Source organism: Actinoplanes sp. NPDC051470 (assembly GCF_040682035.1).
GTDB lineage: Bacteria > Actinomycetota > Actinomycetes > Mycobacteriales > Micromonosporaceae > Actinoplanes.
On the sequence record NZ_JBFBAA010000001.1, the window covers coordinates 295099 to 310866 of the forward strand.

A 15768-nucleotide genomic window follows, 5' to 3' on the forward strand; every position below is an offset into this window, starting at 1 on the left:
GGCGTGGCGAGCAGCGTGTACGTGGCCGGGCTGGGGCCCGGGGTCGGCAAGGGCACGGTCGCACTCGGACTCGTCGAGCTGTTGTCCCGGCAGGTGGCCCGGATCGGGGTGTTCCGGCCCCTCGTGCCGGATCGCGAGGATCCGCTCCTCACCCTGCTGACCACGCGCTACCCCCTGGTCGCGCCCTACGCGGAGGCCTACGGCGTGACCTACGCCGAGGCGGCCGCGCTGGTCGCCGACGGCAAGCGGGAAGAGCTGATCAGCCGGATCGTCGAGCGTTACCGCGAGGTCGAGCGGCGCTGCGCCTCGGTGGTGGTGATCGGCAGCGACTTCGCCGACGGGCACCACGACGACGGGCGCGACGAACTCCCCCGCGAGCTGGCCTTCAACGCGCGGCTGGCCACCGAGTTCGGCAGCGTGGTGATCCCGGTGATCAGCGGCGAGCACCGGAGCACCGAGGCGCTGGCGGCGGCCGCGCGGAGCGCGTACCACTCGATCACCGATCTGAACGCGACGGTGATCGCGCTGATCGCCAACCGTGTGCCCGTCGGCGTCGAAGCGCCGGCCGGACTCGACGTGCCGGCCTGGGCCATCCCCGAGGTGCCGGCCGTGGCCGCCCCGACCGTGGCCGAGGTGGCCGCCGCCCTCGACGCGACCGTGGTCAGCGGCGGCGACGCGGCGCTCGACCGGGACGTGCTCGACTACGTGGTCGGTGGCGCGCACGTGCCGGCCGTGCTCGACCACCTGGTCGACGGCGCGCTGGTGATCACCCCGGGCGACCGGGCCGATGTGCTGGTGGCGGTCAGCGCGGCGCACGCGGCCGGCAACGTCACCCTGGCCGGCCTGGTGCTGACCATCGGCGAACACCCCGACCCGCGCGCGGTCCGGGTGATCGAGCGGCTGAACACCGGGCTGGCCATGCTGGTCGTGCCGACCGACAGCTACCACACCATTGCCGCCGCCGCCCGGATCGAGGCGCGGCTGACCGCGACCACCCCGCGCAAGATCGACGCCGCGCTGGGCGCCTTCGAGCAGCATGTGGACACGACCGCGCTGGCCGAGGTGCTCGAGGTGGCACGGTCGTCCCGGGTGACGCCGCTGATGTTCGAGAACGACCTGATCGACCGCGCCCGCGCCGACCGGCGCCACCTGGTGCTGCCGGAGGGCGCCGAGGAACGGATCCTGCGCGCCACCGAGAGCCTGCTGCGCCGAGGGGTGGCCGACCTGACCCTGCTCGGCCACCCGGACGAGATCACCCGGCGGGCCCGCGAGCTGGGCGTGGAGATCGGCGCGGCCCGGCTGGTCGACCCGGAGACCTCGCAGTGGCGCGACGACTTCGCCTCGCGCTACGCCGAGCTGCGCAAACACCGGGCCGTGACCCTCGACCTGGCCTATGACGTGGTCCGCGACGTCAACTACTTCGGCACGATGATGGTCGCCGCCGGGCTGGCCGACGGGATGGTGTCCGGGGCCAACCACACGACCGCGGCGACGATCCGGCCCGCCTTCGAGATCATCAAGACCGTGCCCGACGTGACGGTGGCCTCCAGTGTGTTCTTCATGCTGCTGGCCGACCGGGTGCTGGTCTACGGCGACTGCGCGGTCAACCCCGACCCGGACGCCGCCCAGCTCGCCGACATCGCGTTGTCGTCGGCGCAGACCGCGGCCGCGTTCGGCATCGAGCCCCGGGTCGCGATGCTGTCCTACTCGACCGGCAGCTCGGGCGCGGGCGCCGACGTCGAGAAGGTGGCGGCGGCCACCAAGCTGGTCCGGGAACGCCGGCCCGACCTGCCGGTGGAGGGCCCGATCCAGTACGACGCGGCGATCGACCCGGCGGTGGCGGCGACCAAGCTGCCCGGCAGCACGGTCGCCGGCCAGGCGACGGTGTTCGTCTTCCCCGACCTGAACACCGGCAACAACACCTACAAGGCCGTGCAGCGGTCGGCCAACGCGGTCGCGGTCGGCCCGGTCATGCAGGGCCTGCGCCGCCCGGTGAACGACCTCTCCCGCGGCGCGACCGTCAAGGACATCATCAACACGGTGGCGATCACCGCGATCCAGGCGGCCTCATGATTCTCGTGCTGAACACCGGCTCGTCGTCGGTGAAATATCGGCTGTTCTCCCACGACCTCGGCACGGTCGCCAAGGGGCTGGTCGAACGGATCGGCGAGGCCGACGGTGACGCGCCCGACCACGAGTCGGCGCTGCGGTCGATCATGTCCGACCTCGACCTGGACGGTCTCGACGCGGTCGGGCACCGGGTCGTGCACGGCGGGCCCGACTTCTCCGCGGCAACGCGGCTGGACGACGAGGTGGTCGCGGCCATCGAGCGGTTGGTGCCGCTGGCGCCGCTGCACAACCCGCCGGCGCTGGCCGGGATCGCGGTGGCCCGCAAGCTGCTGCCCGGCGTACCGCAGGTCGCGGTCTTCGACACCGCCTTCCACGCGACGATCCCGCCCGAGGGCGTGACCTGGGCGATCGACGCCGAGCTGGCCTCGCGGTGGCAGATCCGGCGGTACGGGTTCCACGGCACGTCGCACGCCTACGTGTCCCGGCAGACCGCCGCCCTGCTGAGCAAGCGCCCCGACCAGGTCAACGTGATCACGCTCCACCTCGGTAACGGCGCCTCCGCCTGTGCGGTCGAGGCCGGCCGCAGCGTCGCCACGTCGATGGGCATGTCGCCGCAGGGCGGCCTGGTGATGGGTACGCGCAGCGGCGACCTCGACCCCACGGTGGTCTTCCACCTGCACCGGGTGGCCGGGATGCCGCTGGACGAGATCGAACGCTCGCTGACCCGCGGCGCCGGTCTGCTCGGCCTGACCGGCGACAACGACGTCCGGACGATCCTGCGCCGCCGCGCCGACGGTGACGAGCAGGCGACCCTGGCCTTCGACGTCTACGCCCGGCGCATCCGCGAATACGTCGGCGCCTACGCGGCCGTGCTCGGCCGGGTGGACGCGGTCACCTTCACCGGCGGCGTCGGCGAGAACAGCCCCGCCGTGCGCGCCGCCGCCGTCGCCGGCCTGACCGCCCTGGGCCTGACCCTGGACGAGACCCGCAACGCGGCCGGCGACCCGATCATCTCGACCGACGCGTCGCCGACCGCGATCTGCGTGGTGCCCACCGACGAGGAACGCGAGATCGCCACCCAGACCTGGACGGCGCTCGGCTAACCCCGGGTCTTCTCGACCGCGGTGCGCTGGGCCGCGACGCGGGCCCAGAACGAGTCGTCCGGCTCCTCCGGCGCGAACAGCCACATCAGGTCCTGATAGGTGCGGTCGCCGGCGATGACCTGCGCTTCGGCGTACGGCAGCCGATCGGTGATGTGGTACCAGCGGTAGCCGTGCGGGGCCATCGCCTCCATCAGCCGGTCCTCGCCGCGGCGGTGCAGCACCTCGCAGAGCACCCAGGGCCGGTGCTCGCGCAGCGTCTCGGCCGCGCCGAGCAGCACGTCCGGTTCCGTGCTCTCGGTGTCGATCTTGAGTACGGCCGGGACGATGCCGGTCCGCCGCACGTACGCGTCCAGCGTCTCGACCGCGACGTCGATCTGCCGGGTCGAGTCGCGGAAGCCGGCCGCCAGCGAGTTGGAGCTGTCCGACGAGTCCGACAGGTAGAAGGCGGCCGTGCCGATGTGGTCGCTCAGGGCGATCCGCTCGACCTGGATCTTCAGGTCGTTGTCGGCGGTGAGCCGCTCGGCCACCTCGGCCAGCGTCGGGAACGGCTCGAAGGCCACCACGTCCCGGTCGGAGACGGCCGCGGCCAGGGCGGCGTAGAGCCCGACGTTCGCGCCGATGTCGAGCACCGCGCCCGGCCCGGCGGTCTCGATCGCCGCCAGGAAGCACGGGATCGACGTCGGCTCGTACCCGGCCAGCCCGTCCTGGTCGAGGTAGCGCGGCACCATCAACGCGCTCGGCGCGGTCATCGTGACGACCCGTCCCGGCGAACCGGGCACCGGGATGGGCACCGCCCGGTGGGTGGCCTCGACCGGCGGCGTGGCCGGCTCCGGTCGCGGCGCGGCGACGACGCTGACCCGGGCCCGGCGGTCCCGCCAGATGCTCGCCACGGTCATCGGCACGGCCAGCACGCCCTTGCCCGGGTGCCGGGCGCCGTCCACCAGCGTCTTGCCCAGCCGGAACGACACCGAGCGCTCCAGCGCGGTGATGCGCTTCTCGGCCCGGGCCAGCTCCTTGCCCCGCGCCTTCAGCTCGGCCCGCGCTTCGCCGGTGTCCTTCTGCGCGTCGGTCAGCTCGGCCGACAGCTGGGTGACCCGGTCGGTGAGCGCACGGACCTGCCGGCGCAGCGGGCCGGTGGTCCGCTCGGCCAGCACCGGCTGGTTGACCAGCCACAGCCGGGTCGCCAGCGACCCGTCCGGCAGGGTCGGCGGCTCGGCGTCGGGGACCGCGGACAGCTGCGCCCGGCGCGGCCGCACGGTCTCGACCCGCTCGGCGAGCAGGGCGACGTGCATGCCGTAGCGGCCGGTCGAGGTCAGCGTCACGGCGTCGGTGAGCTGGCAGTGGCCGTCGGCCAACGTCGCCAGCGCCACGTTGTCGGGGAACGCGTCGGGCGGCCACCCGGCGAGGATCAGCACCGTGACACCGGCCGGAACCGCCCGCAGCGTCCGGGCCAGGTCCTCGGGCGCGGTGTGCGTGCCGCCCTGCGGGCCGAGCATGCAGACCAGCAGGCTGTCCGGGGTGGCATCGGCGACGTCGGCCGAGAACGGCAGGTCGTCGGGGACCATCAGGTGCCGGCGCAGGTCCTCGGCCCCGGCGGTGGCGTCGACGACCCCGGTCACGCCCTTGACCTGGGATAACAGGTTACGCACGAGCATCTGACGACCGGTCCTTCTCTGCGGCAGGGCGGGAACGTTGGATCGACCCCCGCCGAACCGCAGAGGTGCCGCATCAATGTGGCACCGGTCACGTTACAGATCAAGAAACAACTCGGGAAAAGATCCTCTGTGGAGCGCTGCCACAGCGGCGAGGGCGAGCCCGACTACGCCCTAGAGGGCGAGCCAGACGACCAGGCCGACCACGATGACGGCGGCCACGATGCCGCCGATGATCAGCGGGAGTTTGCTCGCGGCCGGCTCCGGCTCGGGCGGGGTGTTGGAGAAGGCGCGGAACGCCTCGGTGTTACCACTGGGATCAACGGTCTCGTCAGACATGCGCGACACCCTAGCGAAGCTGCGCATCCCGCGTCACGAAGTCCCAGGTGATACCGGTCAGATGGACATTTTCCCTCGTTCGTGGGCGTGTCGGCCTACCGTTTACTCATGGGACGGGCTGTGATCGCCGTGGCACTCTGCGCAGTTCTGGGGCTGGCGTCGTGCGACTCACCGCCCCCCACCGGCACGCCGCCGGCGCCCTCGGCCACCCCCTCGCCTCCGCCGGCGGCCACGGCCTCGCTCGCGCCGGCCCGCTACCCGGTCGGCACCCGGGAGGTGACCTGGGCCCGCGGTCGGGATCGGCCGCTGCGAACAGTGCTGTTCTTCCCGGCCGTGACCACCGCCGACAACCCCGACCCGGCCCCGGCGCCCGCCTGGATCACCGTTCGTCGCGACGCCCGCCCACGGCCGGGCCGTTTCCCGCTGGTGCTGTTCAGCCACGGGCTGCACGGGTCGCCGGAGGGCAACACCCCCGCGGTGGCCAGCTGGGCCGCGGCGGGCTTCGTGGTGGCGGCGCCGGCGTACCCGTACACGAACCGGAAGGCCGACCCGTACGTCCGCACCGACATGGTCAACCAGCCCGCGGACGCGGCCTACCTGCTCCGGAAGGTGATCGCGCTGGCCGGCACCCGGAGCGACCCGCTGTACGGGCACATCAACACGTCCCGGATCGCCGCGGTCGGCCACTCGGCGGGCGGCTTCACCACGACCGGGCTGTTCCGCCCGGGCCACGACCGGCGCCTGGTGGCCGGCGTGGTGATCGCGGGCTGGATGGCGCCCGGCCGGTTCGGCGGCCCGCCCGCCCGGCTGCTCTTCCTGCACGCCGACAACGACAAGGTCATCCCGATCGCGGACGGCCGGGCCGCGTACGCCGAGGCGCCGTGGCCGAAACGCTTCGTCGTGCTGCCCGGCGCCACCCACGCCGCCTTCATGCGCCCGGACAAACCCGGGTACGCCGCGATGGACCGGACCGTGACGGCGTTCCTTCGCAGGACCCTGAACAGTCCTTCCCCATTGACACTCACCGGGAGATGATCCATGCCATGAGCACCATCCCCGGGCCGGCCCGGCTGGTCCTTAAGGCGCGCGATGTCGCCCAGATCCTGCTCACCGGCCTCCCGGAGCGCTGGCGGCACACGATCGGCGTGGCCCGCCGGGCCGAGCAGATCGGCGCCACGGTCGGCCCCGCCGAGAGCGAGGTGCTCGAGGCCGCGGCCTGGTTGCACGACATCGGGTACGCCCCTGAGCTGCTCGATTCCGGCTTCCACCCGCTCGACGGCGCCCGCCACCTCCGCTCCACCGGCTGGTCGGACCGGATCGCCGGGCTGGTCGGGCACCACTCCGGCGCGTTCTGCGTCGCCGAGGTGCGGGGCCTCGCCGAGGAACTGGGCCGGTTCCCGCGCGAGACGTCGGTGGTGAGCGACGTCCTGACCTACGCCGACCAGACCGTCGGCCCCAACGGCCGCACCATGAGCTTCGACCAGCGCCTGGCCGACATGCTCGACCGGCACGGTCCCGACTCACCCAACGCCGAGGCCCACACCCGCCGGGCCCCACTGCTCCGCGCCGCCGTCGACCGCGTCGAACGCCGCTTGGCCGTCATCCGCTCCCGCCCCGCCGCCTGACACGCCCCGCCTGACCGCCGGCCGCCCTTGTTCCCCGGGCGCGCCCGACTACGGCATCCACCTCCGGCGACCAGGCACAATTGCCGCGTGCCGAGGCGTACCCACCTGATCTTGATCGTCCTGCTCGCGCTGACCGCGGCTTGTTCACCGGGCGACCAGCCCGCCGACGGGCCCACCGACCCACCAACTCGGGCCACGTCAGCCCCCGTCGCGCCATCCTCGGCGCCCGCCCTACCCGACAAATCAGACGCACCGCGCCGGGCGCCGGCCGAGACGCTGCCGATCACCACGAGGGAACTCGACCTCCAGCGCGGTAAGGACCGCCCGCTCCCCACCACGGTCTGGTATCCGACCTCGGGCGAGAAGCCGTTCCCTCTGATCGTCTTCAGCCACGGCCTCACCTCCGAGCCGGAGGCCTACGCCACCATCCTCAGAGCCTGGGCCAAGGCCGGCTTCGTGGTGGCCGCGCCGGCCTTCCCGCACACCAGGTACCGGGCCCGCGACTACGACCCGCTGGACGTGATCAACCAGCCGGCCGACGTCTCCGAGGTGATCACCCGGATGCTGGCCTACGGCAAGGAGCACGGCGACCTGATCGACCCGGCCCGGATCGCCGCCGCGGGCCACTCGGCCGGCGGCATCACGACCGTCGGCCTGTTCAGCGGCACCCGCGACGCCCGGCTGGTCGCGGGCGTCGTGCTCTCCGGCCGCCAGGTGTTGCCGGTGCCGTTCCAGGGCAGGGCCGCCCCGATGCTCTTCGTGCACGGCAAGCTCGACAAGACCGTGCCCTACGCCGACGGCAAGGCCGCCTACGACGCCGTGCGCTGGCCGAAAGCGCTGCTCACCGTCACCGAGGGCGGCCACGTGGCCCTCACCAAGGACTTCGCCCCGGTGATCGCCACGACGACCGACTTCCTGCGCTATACCCTCTACGGCGACGCGACCGCCCGTGGCCGCCTCAAGCGGGACGCCACCAAGGGCGGCCTGGCCACGCTGACCGACAAGCTCTAGCTAGCGGGAGTGGTCGAGCACCACCTTGCCGAAGATCTTGCCCGAGTGCAGGTGTTCGAAGGCCGCCGCCGCCTCGGCGAAGCCGTAGGTCGCGTCGATCACCGGGCGCACCCCCTGCTCGTCGAGGAACGCCAGCAGCGACCGCATCTCGTCGGCCGAGCCCATCGTCGCGCCCAGGATCTCGAGCCGCATGGCGAAGACCCGGCGCAGGTCGATCGTGGCCTGGTGGCCGCCGGTCGCCCCGCACACCACGATGCGCGCCCCGGGCTTGGAGCTCTTCATCGAGTGGTCGAACGTCGGCGCGCCGACCGACTCGATCACCAGGTCGACCCGCTCGGGCAGCCGCGCCCCAGGCTCGACGGCCGTGGCCCCGAGCGCCGTCACCCGCTCGCGCTTCCATTCCTCGCGGCTGGTCGCGTAGACCCGCTTGCCCATCGCCACCGCGAGCACCACCGCGGCCGTCGCCACCCCGCCGCCGGCGCCCTGCACCAGCACCGCCTCGGCCTCGGCGGCCCGGCCCCGCGTGGTCAGCATGTTCCACGCGGTGAGCCAGGCGGTCGGCAGGCAGGCCGCCTCGAGCGCCGACATGCCCGCCGGTTTGCGGATCAGGTTCTCGGCCGGCACCGACACCCGCTCGGCCAGCGTGCCCGGGAAGTGCTCGGAGAGCAGCGAGATGCCCCGGGGGTCGGCCCGGTCGGGAACGACGGCGTAGACGACCACCTCGTCGCCCGCCGGGTCGACACCCACGGCGTCGCAGCCCAGCACCATCGGCAGCCGGTCGGCGGGCAGGCCGACCCCGCGCAGCGACCAGAGGTCGTGGTGGTTGAGCGAGCTGGCCCGCACGTCGACGGTCACCCAGCCCTCTGGTGGCGTGGCCTCCGGCAGGTCGCCGACGGTCAGCGCGGACAGCGGGTCCTCAGGATTCGCCTTCGTGGCGTACGCAGCTCGCATGCCTTCGAACTTAGACCGGTTGGGCGGCGACGGCTGTGGAGCCTGTGGACAACCGCCGGGCCACCCCCTCGCGCTCGGCGGCCGCGGCCACCGCGGCGGCCACGGCCGGCGCCACCCGCGGGTCGAGCGGCGACGGCACGATCGCCTCGGGCCGCAGGTCGTCGGCGACCACCTCGGCGATCGCCTCGGCCGCGGCCACCTTCATGCCCTCGGTGACCGTGGTCGCCCGGGCGTCGAGCGCGCCCCGGAAGATGCCCGGGAAGGCGAGCACGTTGTTGATCTGGTTGGGGAAGTCGCTGCGCCCGGTGGCGACGATCGCGGCGTACCGGTGGGCGACGTGCGGCATCACCTCGGGCGTCGGGTTGGCCAGGCCGAAGATGATCCCGCCCGGGGCCATGCCGGCCAGCGCGTCCTCGCCGATCGTGCCGCCGGAGACGCCGACCAGCACATCGGCGCCGATCAGGGCCTCGGTGACGCCGCCGGTGCGCCCGGAGAAGTTGGTCAAGGCGGCGAGCTCGGCCTTGGCCGGGTTCAGGTCGGCACGCTCCGCGTGCACGATGCCGCGCGAGTCACAGACGATCATGTTCGCCCCCGCCACCCCGGCCGCCACCAGCACCTTGGCGATGGCCACCCCGGCCGCGCCCGCGCCGCTGATGACCACCCGCAGGTCGGCGAACCGCCGCCCGAGCAGCTTGGTGGCGTTGCGCAGCGCGGCCAGCACCACGACCGCGGTGCCGTGCTGGTCGTCGTGGAAGACCGGGATGTCCAGCGCCGCGTCGAGCCGGCGCTCGATCTCGAAGCAGCGGGGCGCGCTGATGTCCTCGAGGTTGATGCCGCCGAACGACGGGGCCAGCGCCTTGACGATGGCGATCAGCTCGTCGGTGTCCTGGGTGTCCAGGCAGATCGGCACCGCGTCGACGCCGCCGAACTGCTTGAACAGCACCGCCTTGCCCTCCATCACGGGCATCGCGGCCCGCGGGCCGATGTTGCCGAGGCCCAGCACGGCCGAGCCGTCGGTGACGACCGCGACGGCGTTGCTGGTCCAGGTGTAGTCGGCGGCCAGGCCGGGGTCGGCGGCGATCGCCTCGCAGACCCGGGCCACGCCCGGCGTGTAGGCCAGCGACAGATCGTCGCGGCTCTCCAGCGGGACGGTCGCCGTGATCGCCATCTTGCCGCGTTGGTGCAGGTCGAAGACGGGATCGGCGGCCAGGGCAGGATCGAGTTCAAAACTGAAGTAGGACACGGTGACTCCCGGAAAGGCATCTGTGGAAGAAGGCAGCCGGTCGGCGGCGCGAGTCTGCGCGGCGGCGGCATGCGATGCGGGGGTCACCCGGATTCAAAGGACCTTACTGGAGCCGTCCCGGTCGCGGCCAGTAACGCCACAAAACCCTCCCGATGACATCCGCCACTCCGAACGCGCGGGAGTCGTCGGTCACGAACTCGTTGTCGCCCCTTACCCACCAGCCACCGTCCTGCTCGTGCGCGGCCCGTTTGACGACGAGCAGGCCGGGACCGGAACGGAATCGGGCCACGACCACATCACCTGCGTTTATGCGTCCGCCGCGACGGACCAGAATCGCGTCTCCGTCGCGCAGCGCCGGCGTCATGGACGGGCCGCGGACCAGTGCCGCGAACAGTGGCAGTTGCAACCTCACGGCATCAGTCTTCCGTTGCGTTACGCGCGTTCGGTAAGGGGTACTGTCGTCCACGGATCATCGCAAATTCCAATGGAGGGGTCCTGATGCGACTTCCGCGTTTCCTCATGCCTAGCACCGTGGTCAGCGCCCACTGTGACCTGCCGTGCGGGGTCTACGACCCGGCCCAGGCCCGGATCGAGGCCGAGTCGGTCAAGGCGATCGCCGAGAAGTACCAGGCCAACACCGACCCGGAGTTCCGGACCCGGGCGATCTTCATCAAGGAGCAGCGGGCCGAGCTGGTCAAGCACCACCTGTGGGTGCTCTGGACCGACTACTTCAAGGCGCCGCACTTCGAGAAGTACCCGAACCTCAACCAGCTCTTCAACGAGGCCACCAAGCTGGCCGGCGCCTCCGGCGTGAAGGGCTCGCTCGACCCGGCCGTGGCCGACCAGCTGCTGGGCAAGATCGAGGAGATCTCCAAGATCTTCTGGGAGACCAAGCAGGCCTGAGTCACAAGACGGACATAGGTCCTGAAGGTGGGCGCGCCTCCGTGTGGGGGCGCGCCCACCTTTGTGGGCCTCCCCGCATCGGACGATCAGCGGCTAGAGTCTCGTCCATCGGGAGGATGGCAACGGTGACTCAAGCGACTCAGGCCCATCAGGAGCCGACCATCGGCGACGATGTTGTGCTGCTCACGGTGCCCGCCGACGGGGGCTACCTCGGTGTGCTCCGCACGGCGACGGCCGGTCTGGCCGCGCGGCTCCATTTCGCGCTCGACGAGATCGAAGACCTGCGCATCGCGGTCGACGAGGCCTGCGCCATGCTGCTGGCGATCGCCACCCGCGGCGCCGAGCTGGAATGCCGGTTCGCGGTGACCGACGACGCGCTGACCGTCGAGGTGGCGGTGAGCACGGTGCGCGGGGCGCGGCTGCCGTCCGAGTCGTCCTTCGCCTGGAAGGTGCTGACCGCGCTCACCACCTCGGCCGAGGCCGAGACCAACGGTCAGACCGCGACGATCCGGCTGCTGACCCGACGCACCGAGAACTAGGCCTAGAGCGACGCGAGGAAGTCAAGGTGGCGCCGGGCCGCTTCGGTGGCCCCGGCCGGGTCGCGCGCCTCGATCATCGCCAGCAGTTCCCGGTGGTCGGCGTCGATCCGCTGCCAATAGCCCAGCGGCGCCGTCTCGATCAGCTCGGTCCCGAAGGACACCTGGTAGAGCGGCCGTGTGACCAGTTCGAAGAGCGGGTTCGCGGTGGCCTTGGCGACGGCGCCGTGGAAGTCGCCGTGCGCCCGGAGCATCACGCCCGGCTCGTCGAGGTCCGGGTCGAACAGCGCCGCGCGGATCTCGCACAGGTGCTGGTCGGTGCGGCGGGCCGCGGCCAGTCCGGCGGCCGGCACCTCGAGCGCCCGGCGCAGCTCCAGCAGGTCGGCCAGGCCGATCTCGGCCGAGTTGTTGAGCAGCGTCAACCCGGTGGTCAGCGCCTCGGCGATCTGTGTGGTGTCCGGGTGGGCGACGAAGCTGCCGCCGGTCACCCCGCGGGTCGTCACGATCAGGTGCTGGCTGGCCAGGAGGCGCAGAGCCTCACGGACGGTGCTGCGGCTCACCCCGGTGCGCACGCACAACTCCGGCTCGGGCGGGAGCCGTTCGCCGGGCTGCAGCCGGCCCGAGGTGATCTCGTTGCGGAGCTCGTCGGCCAGGAGCTGGTACGCCGGCGGCCGTACCGTTGATCCGGTCACAGGCTCAGGGTAAGGCGAAAACCGCAGTTGGGATGCCTTTAGCGCAGGCCAACTCGGGAACCTGGCCGGCTCAGTCGACGCCCAGGGCCCGGGTGCTCGCCGGCAGGATGATCAGCACGCCGATCAGCAGCCCCCAGGCGATCAGCGCCCAGCCGGCCCAGGCCGGACCGGTCTGTACCAGAAAGCCGCCCGAGGCGATCACGAAGAGTTGGACCACGATGGCCGGTCCCCGAGCCCCGCGCGCCCGCCGGCCCAGCGCACGCGCCACCACGACGATCGCCGCGGCGCCCAGGGCGGCCAGCACGATCAGGGAGATCGCCACACCCACCTGCACGTCGTCGGTCGTCACCAGCTCGACGATGAGGTACGCGGTGAGCACGGCGAGTCCGGCCGCCTGCACATAGAGCAGCCGGATGGCCCAGGTCAACGCCCCGGGAATGTCGGATTCGGCACCGGTCACCGGAGCACCATACCGACAGCCCCGTAGGCGCTCGCGATGTACAGTGCCGCCCATGCGTGCGTTACTGGTGGTTAACCCCAAAGCCACCACGACCAGTGAACGCGGCCGCGACGTGCTGGTCCGGGCGTTGCGCAGCGCGGTCGACCTCGAGGTGCAATACACCCTGCGCCGGGGTCACGCCACCGCCCTCGCGCGCGCGGCCGCCGAGAGCGGCGTCGATGTGGTGGTCACGCTCGGCGGGGACGGCACCGTGAACGAGGTCGTGAACGGGCTGATGACCGCCGACCCCGCGCTGGGCGATCCGGATGCCGCGTCCTGCTACCGGCTGCCCGCCCTGGGCGTGGTCCCGGGCGGCTCGACCAACGTCTTCGCCCGCGCGCTGGGCCTGCCGCACGACTGGGCCGACGGCACCAGCGTGATCCTCGACGGGCTGCGCGACGGCCGGCACCGCACCATCGGGCTCGGCCGGGCCGACGACCGCTATTTCACCTTCTGCGCGGGCATGGGCCTGGACGCCGCCGTGGTCCGCCGGGTCGAGCAGGCCCGCCGCCGCGGCCGCACCTCGACGCACGGTCTCTACGTCCGCTCCATCGTGGCGCAGTTCCTCAGCGGCGAGGACCGCCGGACGCCGCCCCTGGCGGTGGAGCGCCCGGGCGAGGACACCCAGCCCGAACTCAGCATGGTCATCGTGCAGAACACAGCACCGTGGACATACCTGGGCGATCGCCCGATCAACCCCAACCCGGACGCATCCTTCGACCGGGGGCTTGACGTGCTGGCCACCCGGCAGCTCTATGTCCCGAGCACGATACGGACAGTGACGCAGATGGCCTCCCGCAAGGGCGATCCGCATGGCAAGCAGGTGCTCAAGCTGCACGACCAGGACGAGTTCACCGTGCTGTCCAGCCGCCCCCAACCGTTCCAGCTGGACGGTGACTACCTGGGTGAGCGCCAGAAGGTGCACTTCGTGTCCGTTCCGGAAGCCCTGCGTGTGATCTGCTGAGTACGGGGTACCGGGGAGTAACGAGATCGAGCGATCATCACGATCCGTTACAAAAATTCGGTCGAACACTCGGCTTTAGGGCCGGGACCGTACTACATTGATGGAGGCGTTGGTCATCCGGTCCTGCGGATAGCGGGCAGAACCGGACATAGGGGCTGTGGGCCAGCTCACCCACTCGGAGAAACTTCCGGCGCTACCCTTGACATCGCGAGAGTTCGTGAAAGCATTCACAAGCGATAAGAAGTAACCGGCAACCGCTCGCGCGCGTTCCTAATCAAGAAGCGCAGCAACGGAAGCCGAACCCAAAGCTTGCTAACGCATGGGTGATGGGGCGGATGCAGTCCGTCGGGTCGCCAATCGCGTACGCATATGAGTAAGACCGCACGGCAATTGTTTATCACCCACCCGAAACAAGGAGTGTTGCCGCCATGGACTGGCGTCACCATGCGATCTGCCGCGACGAGGACCCGGAGCTGTTCTTCCCGATCGGGACGTCTGGCCCCGCACTCCTGCAGGTCGAGCAGGCCAAGGCCGTCTGCCGGCGGTGCACCGTGACCGAGGCGTGCCTGGCTTGGGCCCTCGAGTCCGGTCAGGACGCCGGCGTTTGGGGCGGTATGAGCGAGGACGAACGGCGTGCCGTGAAGCGTCGCGGTGGCCTTCGGGTCGGCGCTCCTACCGCCTGATTCCCAACTACACAGCATTTGCGCCCCGGACCCATCGGTTCCGGGGCCGCTTGCTGTTTAGGGATCCCTGCTGTGCGTGACAGCGCGACTGCGGAGAAATTCGATCACCTATACGTTCGCGAAATGATCTCGAAAATGCTCGCGACAGCGTTTAGTTTCGATCCGCGCACCGTCCGCAGTGGATCCTGAGAGGAAGATGGGAGCATGACCTACTCCCCCGGCGAGGTGGCCGAGAAAACCGGTTTCAGCATCGACACCCTCCGCTACTACGAGCGCATCGGGCTGCTCGCCCACATCGGGCGGACGGCCGGCGGCCGGCGGGCCTTCACCGACAACGACGTGGAGTGGCTGGGCACGCTCCGCTGCCTCCGCGACACCGGCATGCCGATCTCCCGGATGCAGCGCTACGCCGAGCTGACCCGGGTGGCCGACACCGAGGACGAACGCATGCGCATCCTCCAGGAGCACGACGAGGAGGTCACCCGGCGCATCGCCGAGCTGGAGGACCAGCGCCAGTACATCCGCAACAAGATCGCCTGGTACCGCGACGTCGCCATCCCCGAGCGCCAGCAGGCCTCGGCCTAGAGAACTCGGGCCAGGTCGTCGAGACGGCCGGGGTCGGCCGGGATCAGCACCACGCCGGTGGCGCCGGCCGCGTGCCGGGCGGCGATCTTCGCGCCCACCTCGTCCGGCGTGCCGGCCAGCGCCAGCGCGTCCACCCACTCGGCCGGCATGGTGGCGGCGAACTCGTCGCGCGATGCGCATCGCGCGCGGAACTCGGCGATCTCCGACGCGAACGGCAGCGGCGCGAGGTGGGGCGCCCAGTCCGGCTCACCGACCCAGGCGAGTCCCGGCCGGGCCCGCTCCCGCGCCGCCCGGCCGTCGCCGTCCACGATGGCCGCGTCGTAGGTGATGACCGCCGGCCCGGTCGCCGAAGCCGCGATGTAGGCCGGCGTGGCCGGCTCGGCCAGAAGCACCCCGTCGGCCACCTCAGCGGCCAGGGCGAGCGATTTCGGGCCGCGTACGCCCAGGACCACCGGCGGGACGACCGACGGGCTCTCCGCGATCACCACGTCCGGCACCGAGACGTACCGTCCCGCGGCCGGCCCGGGCTCGCCCCGCAGCAGCGTCCGCACCGCGACGGCGTACTCCCGCAGAAGCGTGAGCGGCGAACCCGGCCAGGCCCCCACCGACCGCATCCACCCCGGCATCCCGTGCCCCAGGCCCGCGATCAGCCGCCCCGGGAACAGCTGCGCCAGCGTCGCCAGCTCCATGGCCGCGAACGCCGCGTTCCGCGCCCCGGCGGGCAGGATGCCGATGCCGACGGTGATCCGCGAGGTGACCGCCAGCACCGCGCCGGCCTGGGCCACGCCGCCCCGGAAGCCGAGATCCTCGACCACCCACAACGACTCGAACCCGAGCTCCTCGGCCCGCCGCGCATAGTCGAGCACGGAGGAGGCGGGCAGGTCGCGGGGCAGCATCACGCCAACGGTCATG

General features: G+C 71.7%; 18 protein-coding genes. 10 read left to right on the top strand and 8 right to left on the bottom strand.

Annotated elements, in window-relative coordinates; genetic code table 11:
- Nucleotides 1–3: 3 nt before the first annotated feature.
- Together pta and AB0M54_RS01410 are read left to right on the top strand one after the other, a co-directional pair.
- Nucleotides 4–2073, top strand: a complete 2070-nt coding sequence (pta, locus tag AB0M54_RS01405; protein ID WP_364314587.1) for a phosphate acetyltransferase — start codon at nucleotides 4–6, stop codon at nucleotides 2071–2073.
- Nucleotides 2070–3173 carry an acetate kinase gene (locus AB0M54_RS01410; RefSeq protein ID WP_364468519.1) on the top strand — a complete coding sequence of 368 codons (1104 nt, stop codon included), beginning with the start codon at nucleotides 2070–2072 and terminating at the stop codon, nucleotides 3171–3173. The genes pta and AB0M54_RS01410 overlap by 4 nt, the downstream gene beginning before the upstream one ends.
- Here the strand turns inward: AB0M54_RS01410 and AB0M54_RS01415 are convergent.
- Complete coding sequence (locus AB0M54_RS01415) at nucleotides 3170–4828, bottom strand: FkbM family methyltransferase (protein ID WP_364468521.1); 1659 nt, start codon at nucleotides 4826–4828, stop codon at nucleotides 3170–3172. The two genes, AB0M54_RS01410 and AB0M54_RS01415, sit on opposite strands and share 4 nt — an antisense overlap.
- 171 nt (nucleotides 4829–4999) lie before the next feature.
- Nucleotides 5000–5164 carry a hypothetical protein gene (locus tag AB0M54_RS01420; RefSeq protein ID WP_364314577.1) on the bottom strand — a complete coding sequence of 55 codons (165 nt, stop codon included), beginning with the start codon at nucleotides 5162–5164 and terminating at the stop codon, nucleotides 5000–5002.
- A gap of 108 nt (nucleotides 5165–5272) precedes the next feature.
- Between AB0M54_RS01420 and AB0M54_RS01425 the strand changes: the two genes are divergently transcribed.
- From AB0M54_RS01425 to AB0M54_RS01435, 3 genes are all read left to right on the top strand, one after another.
- Complete coding sequence (locus tag AB0M54_RS01425) at nucleotides 5273–6199, top strand: hypothetical protein (RefSeq protein WP_364468522.1); 927 nt, start codon at nucleotides 5273–5275, stop codon at nucleotides 6197–6199.
- 8 nt (nucleotides 6200–6207) lie between these two features.
- On the top strand, nucleotides 6208–6789 hold the full coding sequence (locus AB0M54_RS01430; protein ID WP_364468524.1) for an HD domain-containing protein: 582 nt from the start codon (nucleotides 6208–6210) through the stop codon (nucleotides 6787–6789).
- A gap of 87 nt (nucleotides 6790–6876) precedes the next feature.
- Nucleotides 6877–7800 (top strand): chlorophyllase, encoded by a 924-nt coding sequence (locus AB0M54_RS01435; RefSeq protein WP_364468526.1) that lies wholly within the window; start codon nucleotides 6877–6879, stop codon nucleotides 7798–7800.
- On the opposite strand, the gene AB0M54_RS01440 is transcribed toward AB0M54_RS01435, so the two are convergent.
- From AB0M54_RS01440 to AB0M54_RS01450, 3 genes are all read right to left on the bottom strand, one after another.
- Nucleotides 7801–8751 (bottom strand): zinc-binding dehydrogenase, encoded by a 951-nt coding sequence (locus AB0M54_RS01440; RefSeq protein ID WP_364468527.1) that lies wholly within the window; start codon nucleotides 8749–8751, stop codon nucleotides 7801–7803.
- Nucleotides 8752–8761: 10 nt separating this feature from the next.
- Nucleotides 8762–9919 carry an NADP-dependent malic enzyme gene (locus AB0M54_RS01445; RefSeq protein ID WP_364317091.1) on the bottom strand — a complete coding sequence of 386 codons (1158 nt, stop codon included), beginning with the start codon at nucleotides 9917–9919 and terminating at the stop codon, nucleotides 8762–8764.
- A 178-nt stretch (nucleotides 9920–10097) separates the two neighbouring features.
- On the bottom strand, nucleotides 10098–10406 hold the full coding sequence (locus AB0M54_RS01450) for a S26 family signal peptidase (protein ID WP_364314562.1): 309 nt from the start codon (nucleotides 10404–10406) through the stop codon (nucleotides 10098–10100).
- Between the two features lie 86 nt (nucleotides 10407–10492).
- On the opposite strand from AB0M54_RS01450, the gene sodN reads away from it, so the two are divergent.
- Nucleotides 10493–10897 (top strand): superoxide dismutase, Ni, encoded by a 405-nt coding sequence (sodN, locus tag AB0M54_RS01455; protein WP_364314559.1) that lies wholly within the window; start codon nucleotides 10493–10495, stop codon nucleotides 10895–10897.
- Nucleotides 10898–11022: 125 nt separating this feature from the next.
- Nucleotides 11023–11436, top strand: a complete 414-nt coding sequence (locus tag AB0M54_RS01460) for an ATP-binding protein (RefSeq protein ID WP_364314556.1) — start codon at nucleotides 11023–11025, stop codon at nucleotides 11434–11436.
- A gap of 2 nt (nucleotides 11437–11438) precedes the next feature.
- Here the strand turns inward: AB0M54_RS01460 and AB0M54_RS01465 are convergent, their stop codons facing one another.
- Together AB0M54_RS01465 and AB0M54_RS01470 are read right to left on the bottom strand one after the other, a co-directional pair.
- Nucleotides 11439–12125, bottom strand: coding sequence for a FadR/GntR family transcriptional regulator (locus AB0M54_RS01465; RefSeq protein ID WP_364314554.1), 687 nt, complete (start codon nucleotides 12123–12125; stop codon nucleotides 11439–11441).
- Nucleotides 12126–12195: 70 nt separating this feature from the next.
- Complete coding sequence (locus AB0M54_RS01470) at nucleotides 12196–12585, bottom strand: hypothetical protein (RefSeq protein ID WP_364468529.1); 390 nt, start codon at nucleotides 12583–12585, stop codon at nucleotides 12196–12198.
- A 52-nt stretch (nucleotides 12586–12637) separates the two neighbouring features.
- Between AB0M54_RS01470 and AB0M54_RS01475 the strand changes: the two genes are divergently transcribed.
- The 3 genes from AB0M54_RS01475 (at nucleotide 12638) to AB0M54_RS01485 (ending at nucleotide 14856) form a co-directional block, all read left to right on the top strand.
- A complete protein-coding gene (locus tag AB0M54_RS01475; RefSeq protein ID WP_364468531.1) occupies nucleotides 12638–13588 on the top strand; it encodes a diacylglycerol kinase family protein in 951 nt (316 codons plus the stop codon).
- A gap of 428 nt (nucleotides 13589–14016) precedes the next feature.
- Nucleotides 14017–14271 carry a WhiB family transcriptional regulator gene (locus tag AB0M54_RS01480; RefSeq protein ID WP_364314545.1) on the top strand — a complete coding sequence of 85 codons (255 nt, stop codon included), beginning with the start codon at nucleotides 14017–14019 and terminating at the stop codon, nucleotides 14269–14271.
- Nucleotides 14272–14475: 204 nt separating this feature from the next.
- Nucleotides 14476–14856, top strand: coding sequence for a MerR family transcriptional regulator (locus tag AB0M54_RS01485; RefSeq protein ID WP_364314542.1), 381 nt, complete (start codon nucleotides 14476–14478; stop codon nucleotides 14854–14856).
- Here the strand turns inward: AB0M54_RS01485 and AB0M54_RS01490 are convergent.
- The gene (locus AB0M54_RS01490; protein ID WP_364468533.1) at nucleotides 14853–15767 is read right to left on the bottom strand and encodes an LLM class flavin-dependent oxidoreductase; all 915 of its coding nucleotides are present in this window, start codon (nucleotides 15765–15767) and stop codon (nucleotides 14853–14855) included. The two genes, AB0M54_RS01485 and AB0M54_RS01490, sit on opposite strands and share 4 nt — an antisense overlap.
- Nucleotide 15768 lies beyond the last annotated feature (1 nt).

Bases quoted from the DNA above. Each gene is read 5' to 3' on its own strand.
- AB0M54_RS01410 (WP_364468519.1), top strand. From the start codon at position 2,070: ATGATTCTCGTGCTGAACACCGGCTCGTCGTCGGTGAAATATCGGCTG.
- AB0M54_RS01415 (WP_364468521.1), bottom strand. From the start codon at position 4,828: ATGCTCGTGCGTAACCTGTTATCCCAGGTCAAGGGCGTGACCGGGGTC.
- AB0M54_RS01420 (WP_364314577.1), bottom strand. From the start codon at position 5,164: ATGTCTGACGAGACCGTTGATCCCAGTGGTAACACCGAGGCGTTCCGC.
- AB0M54_RS01425 (WP_364468522.1), top strand. From the start codon at position 5,273: ATGGGACGGGCTGTGATCGCCGTGGCACTCTGCGCAGTTCTGGGGCTG.
- AB0M54_RS01430 (WP_364468524.1), top strand. From the start codon at position 6,208: ATGAGCACCATCCCCGGGCCGGCCCGGCTGGTCCTTAAGGCGCGCGAT.
- AB0M54_RS01440 (WP_364468527.1), bottom strand. From the start codon at position 8,751: ATGCGAGCTGCGTACGCCACGAAGGCGAATCCTGAGGACCCGCTGTCC.
- AB0M54_RS01445 (WP_364317091.1), bottom strand. From the start codon at position 9,919: ATGGCGATCACGGCGACCGTCCCGCTGGAGAGCCGCGACGATCTGTCG.
- sodN (WP_364314559.1), top strand. From the start codon at position 10,493: ATGCGACTTCCGCGTTTCCTCATGCCTAGCACCGTGGTCAGCGCCCAC.
- AB0M54_RS01475 (WP_364468531.1), top strand. From the start codon at position 12,638: ATGCGTGCGTTACTGGTGGTTAACCCCAAAGCCACCACGACCAGTGAA.
- AB0M54_RS01480 (WP_364314545.1), top strand. From the start codon at position 14,017: ATGGACTGGCGTCACCATGCGATCTGCCGCGACGAGGACCCGGAGCTG.
- AB0M54_RS01485 (WP_364314542.1), top strand. From the start codon at position 14,476: ATGACCTACTCCCCCGGCGAGGTGGCCGAGAAAACCGGTTTCAGCATC.
- AB0M54_RS01490 (WP_364468533.1), bottom strand. From the start codon at position 15,767: ATGACCGTTGGCGTGATGCTGCCCCGCGACCTGCCCGCCTCCTCCGTG.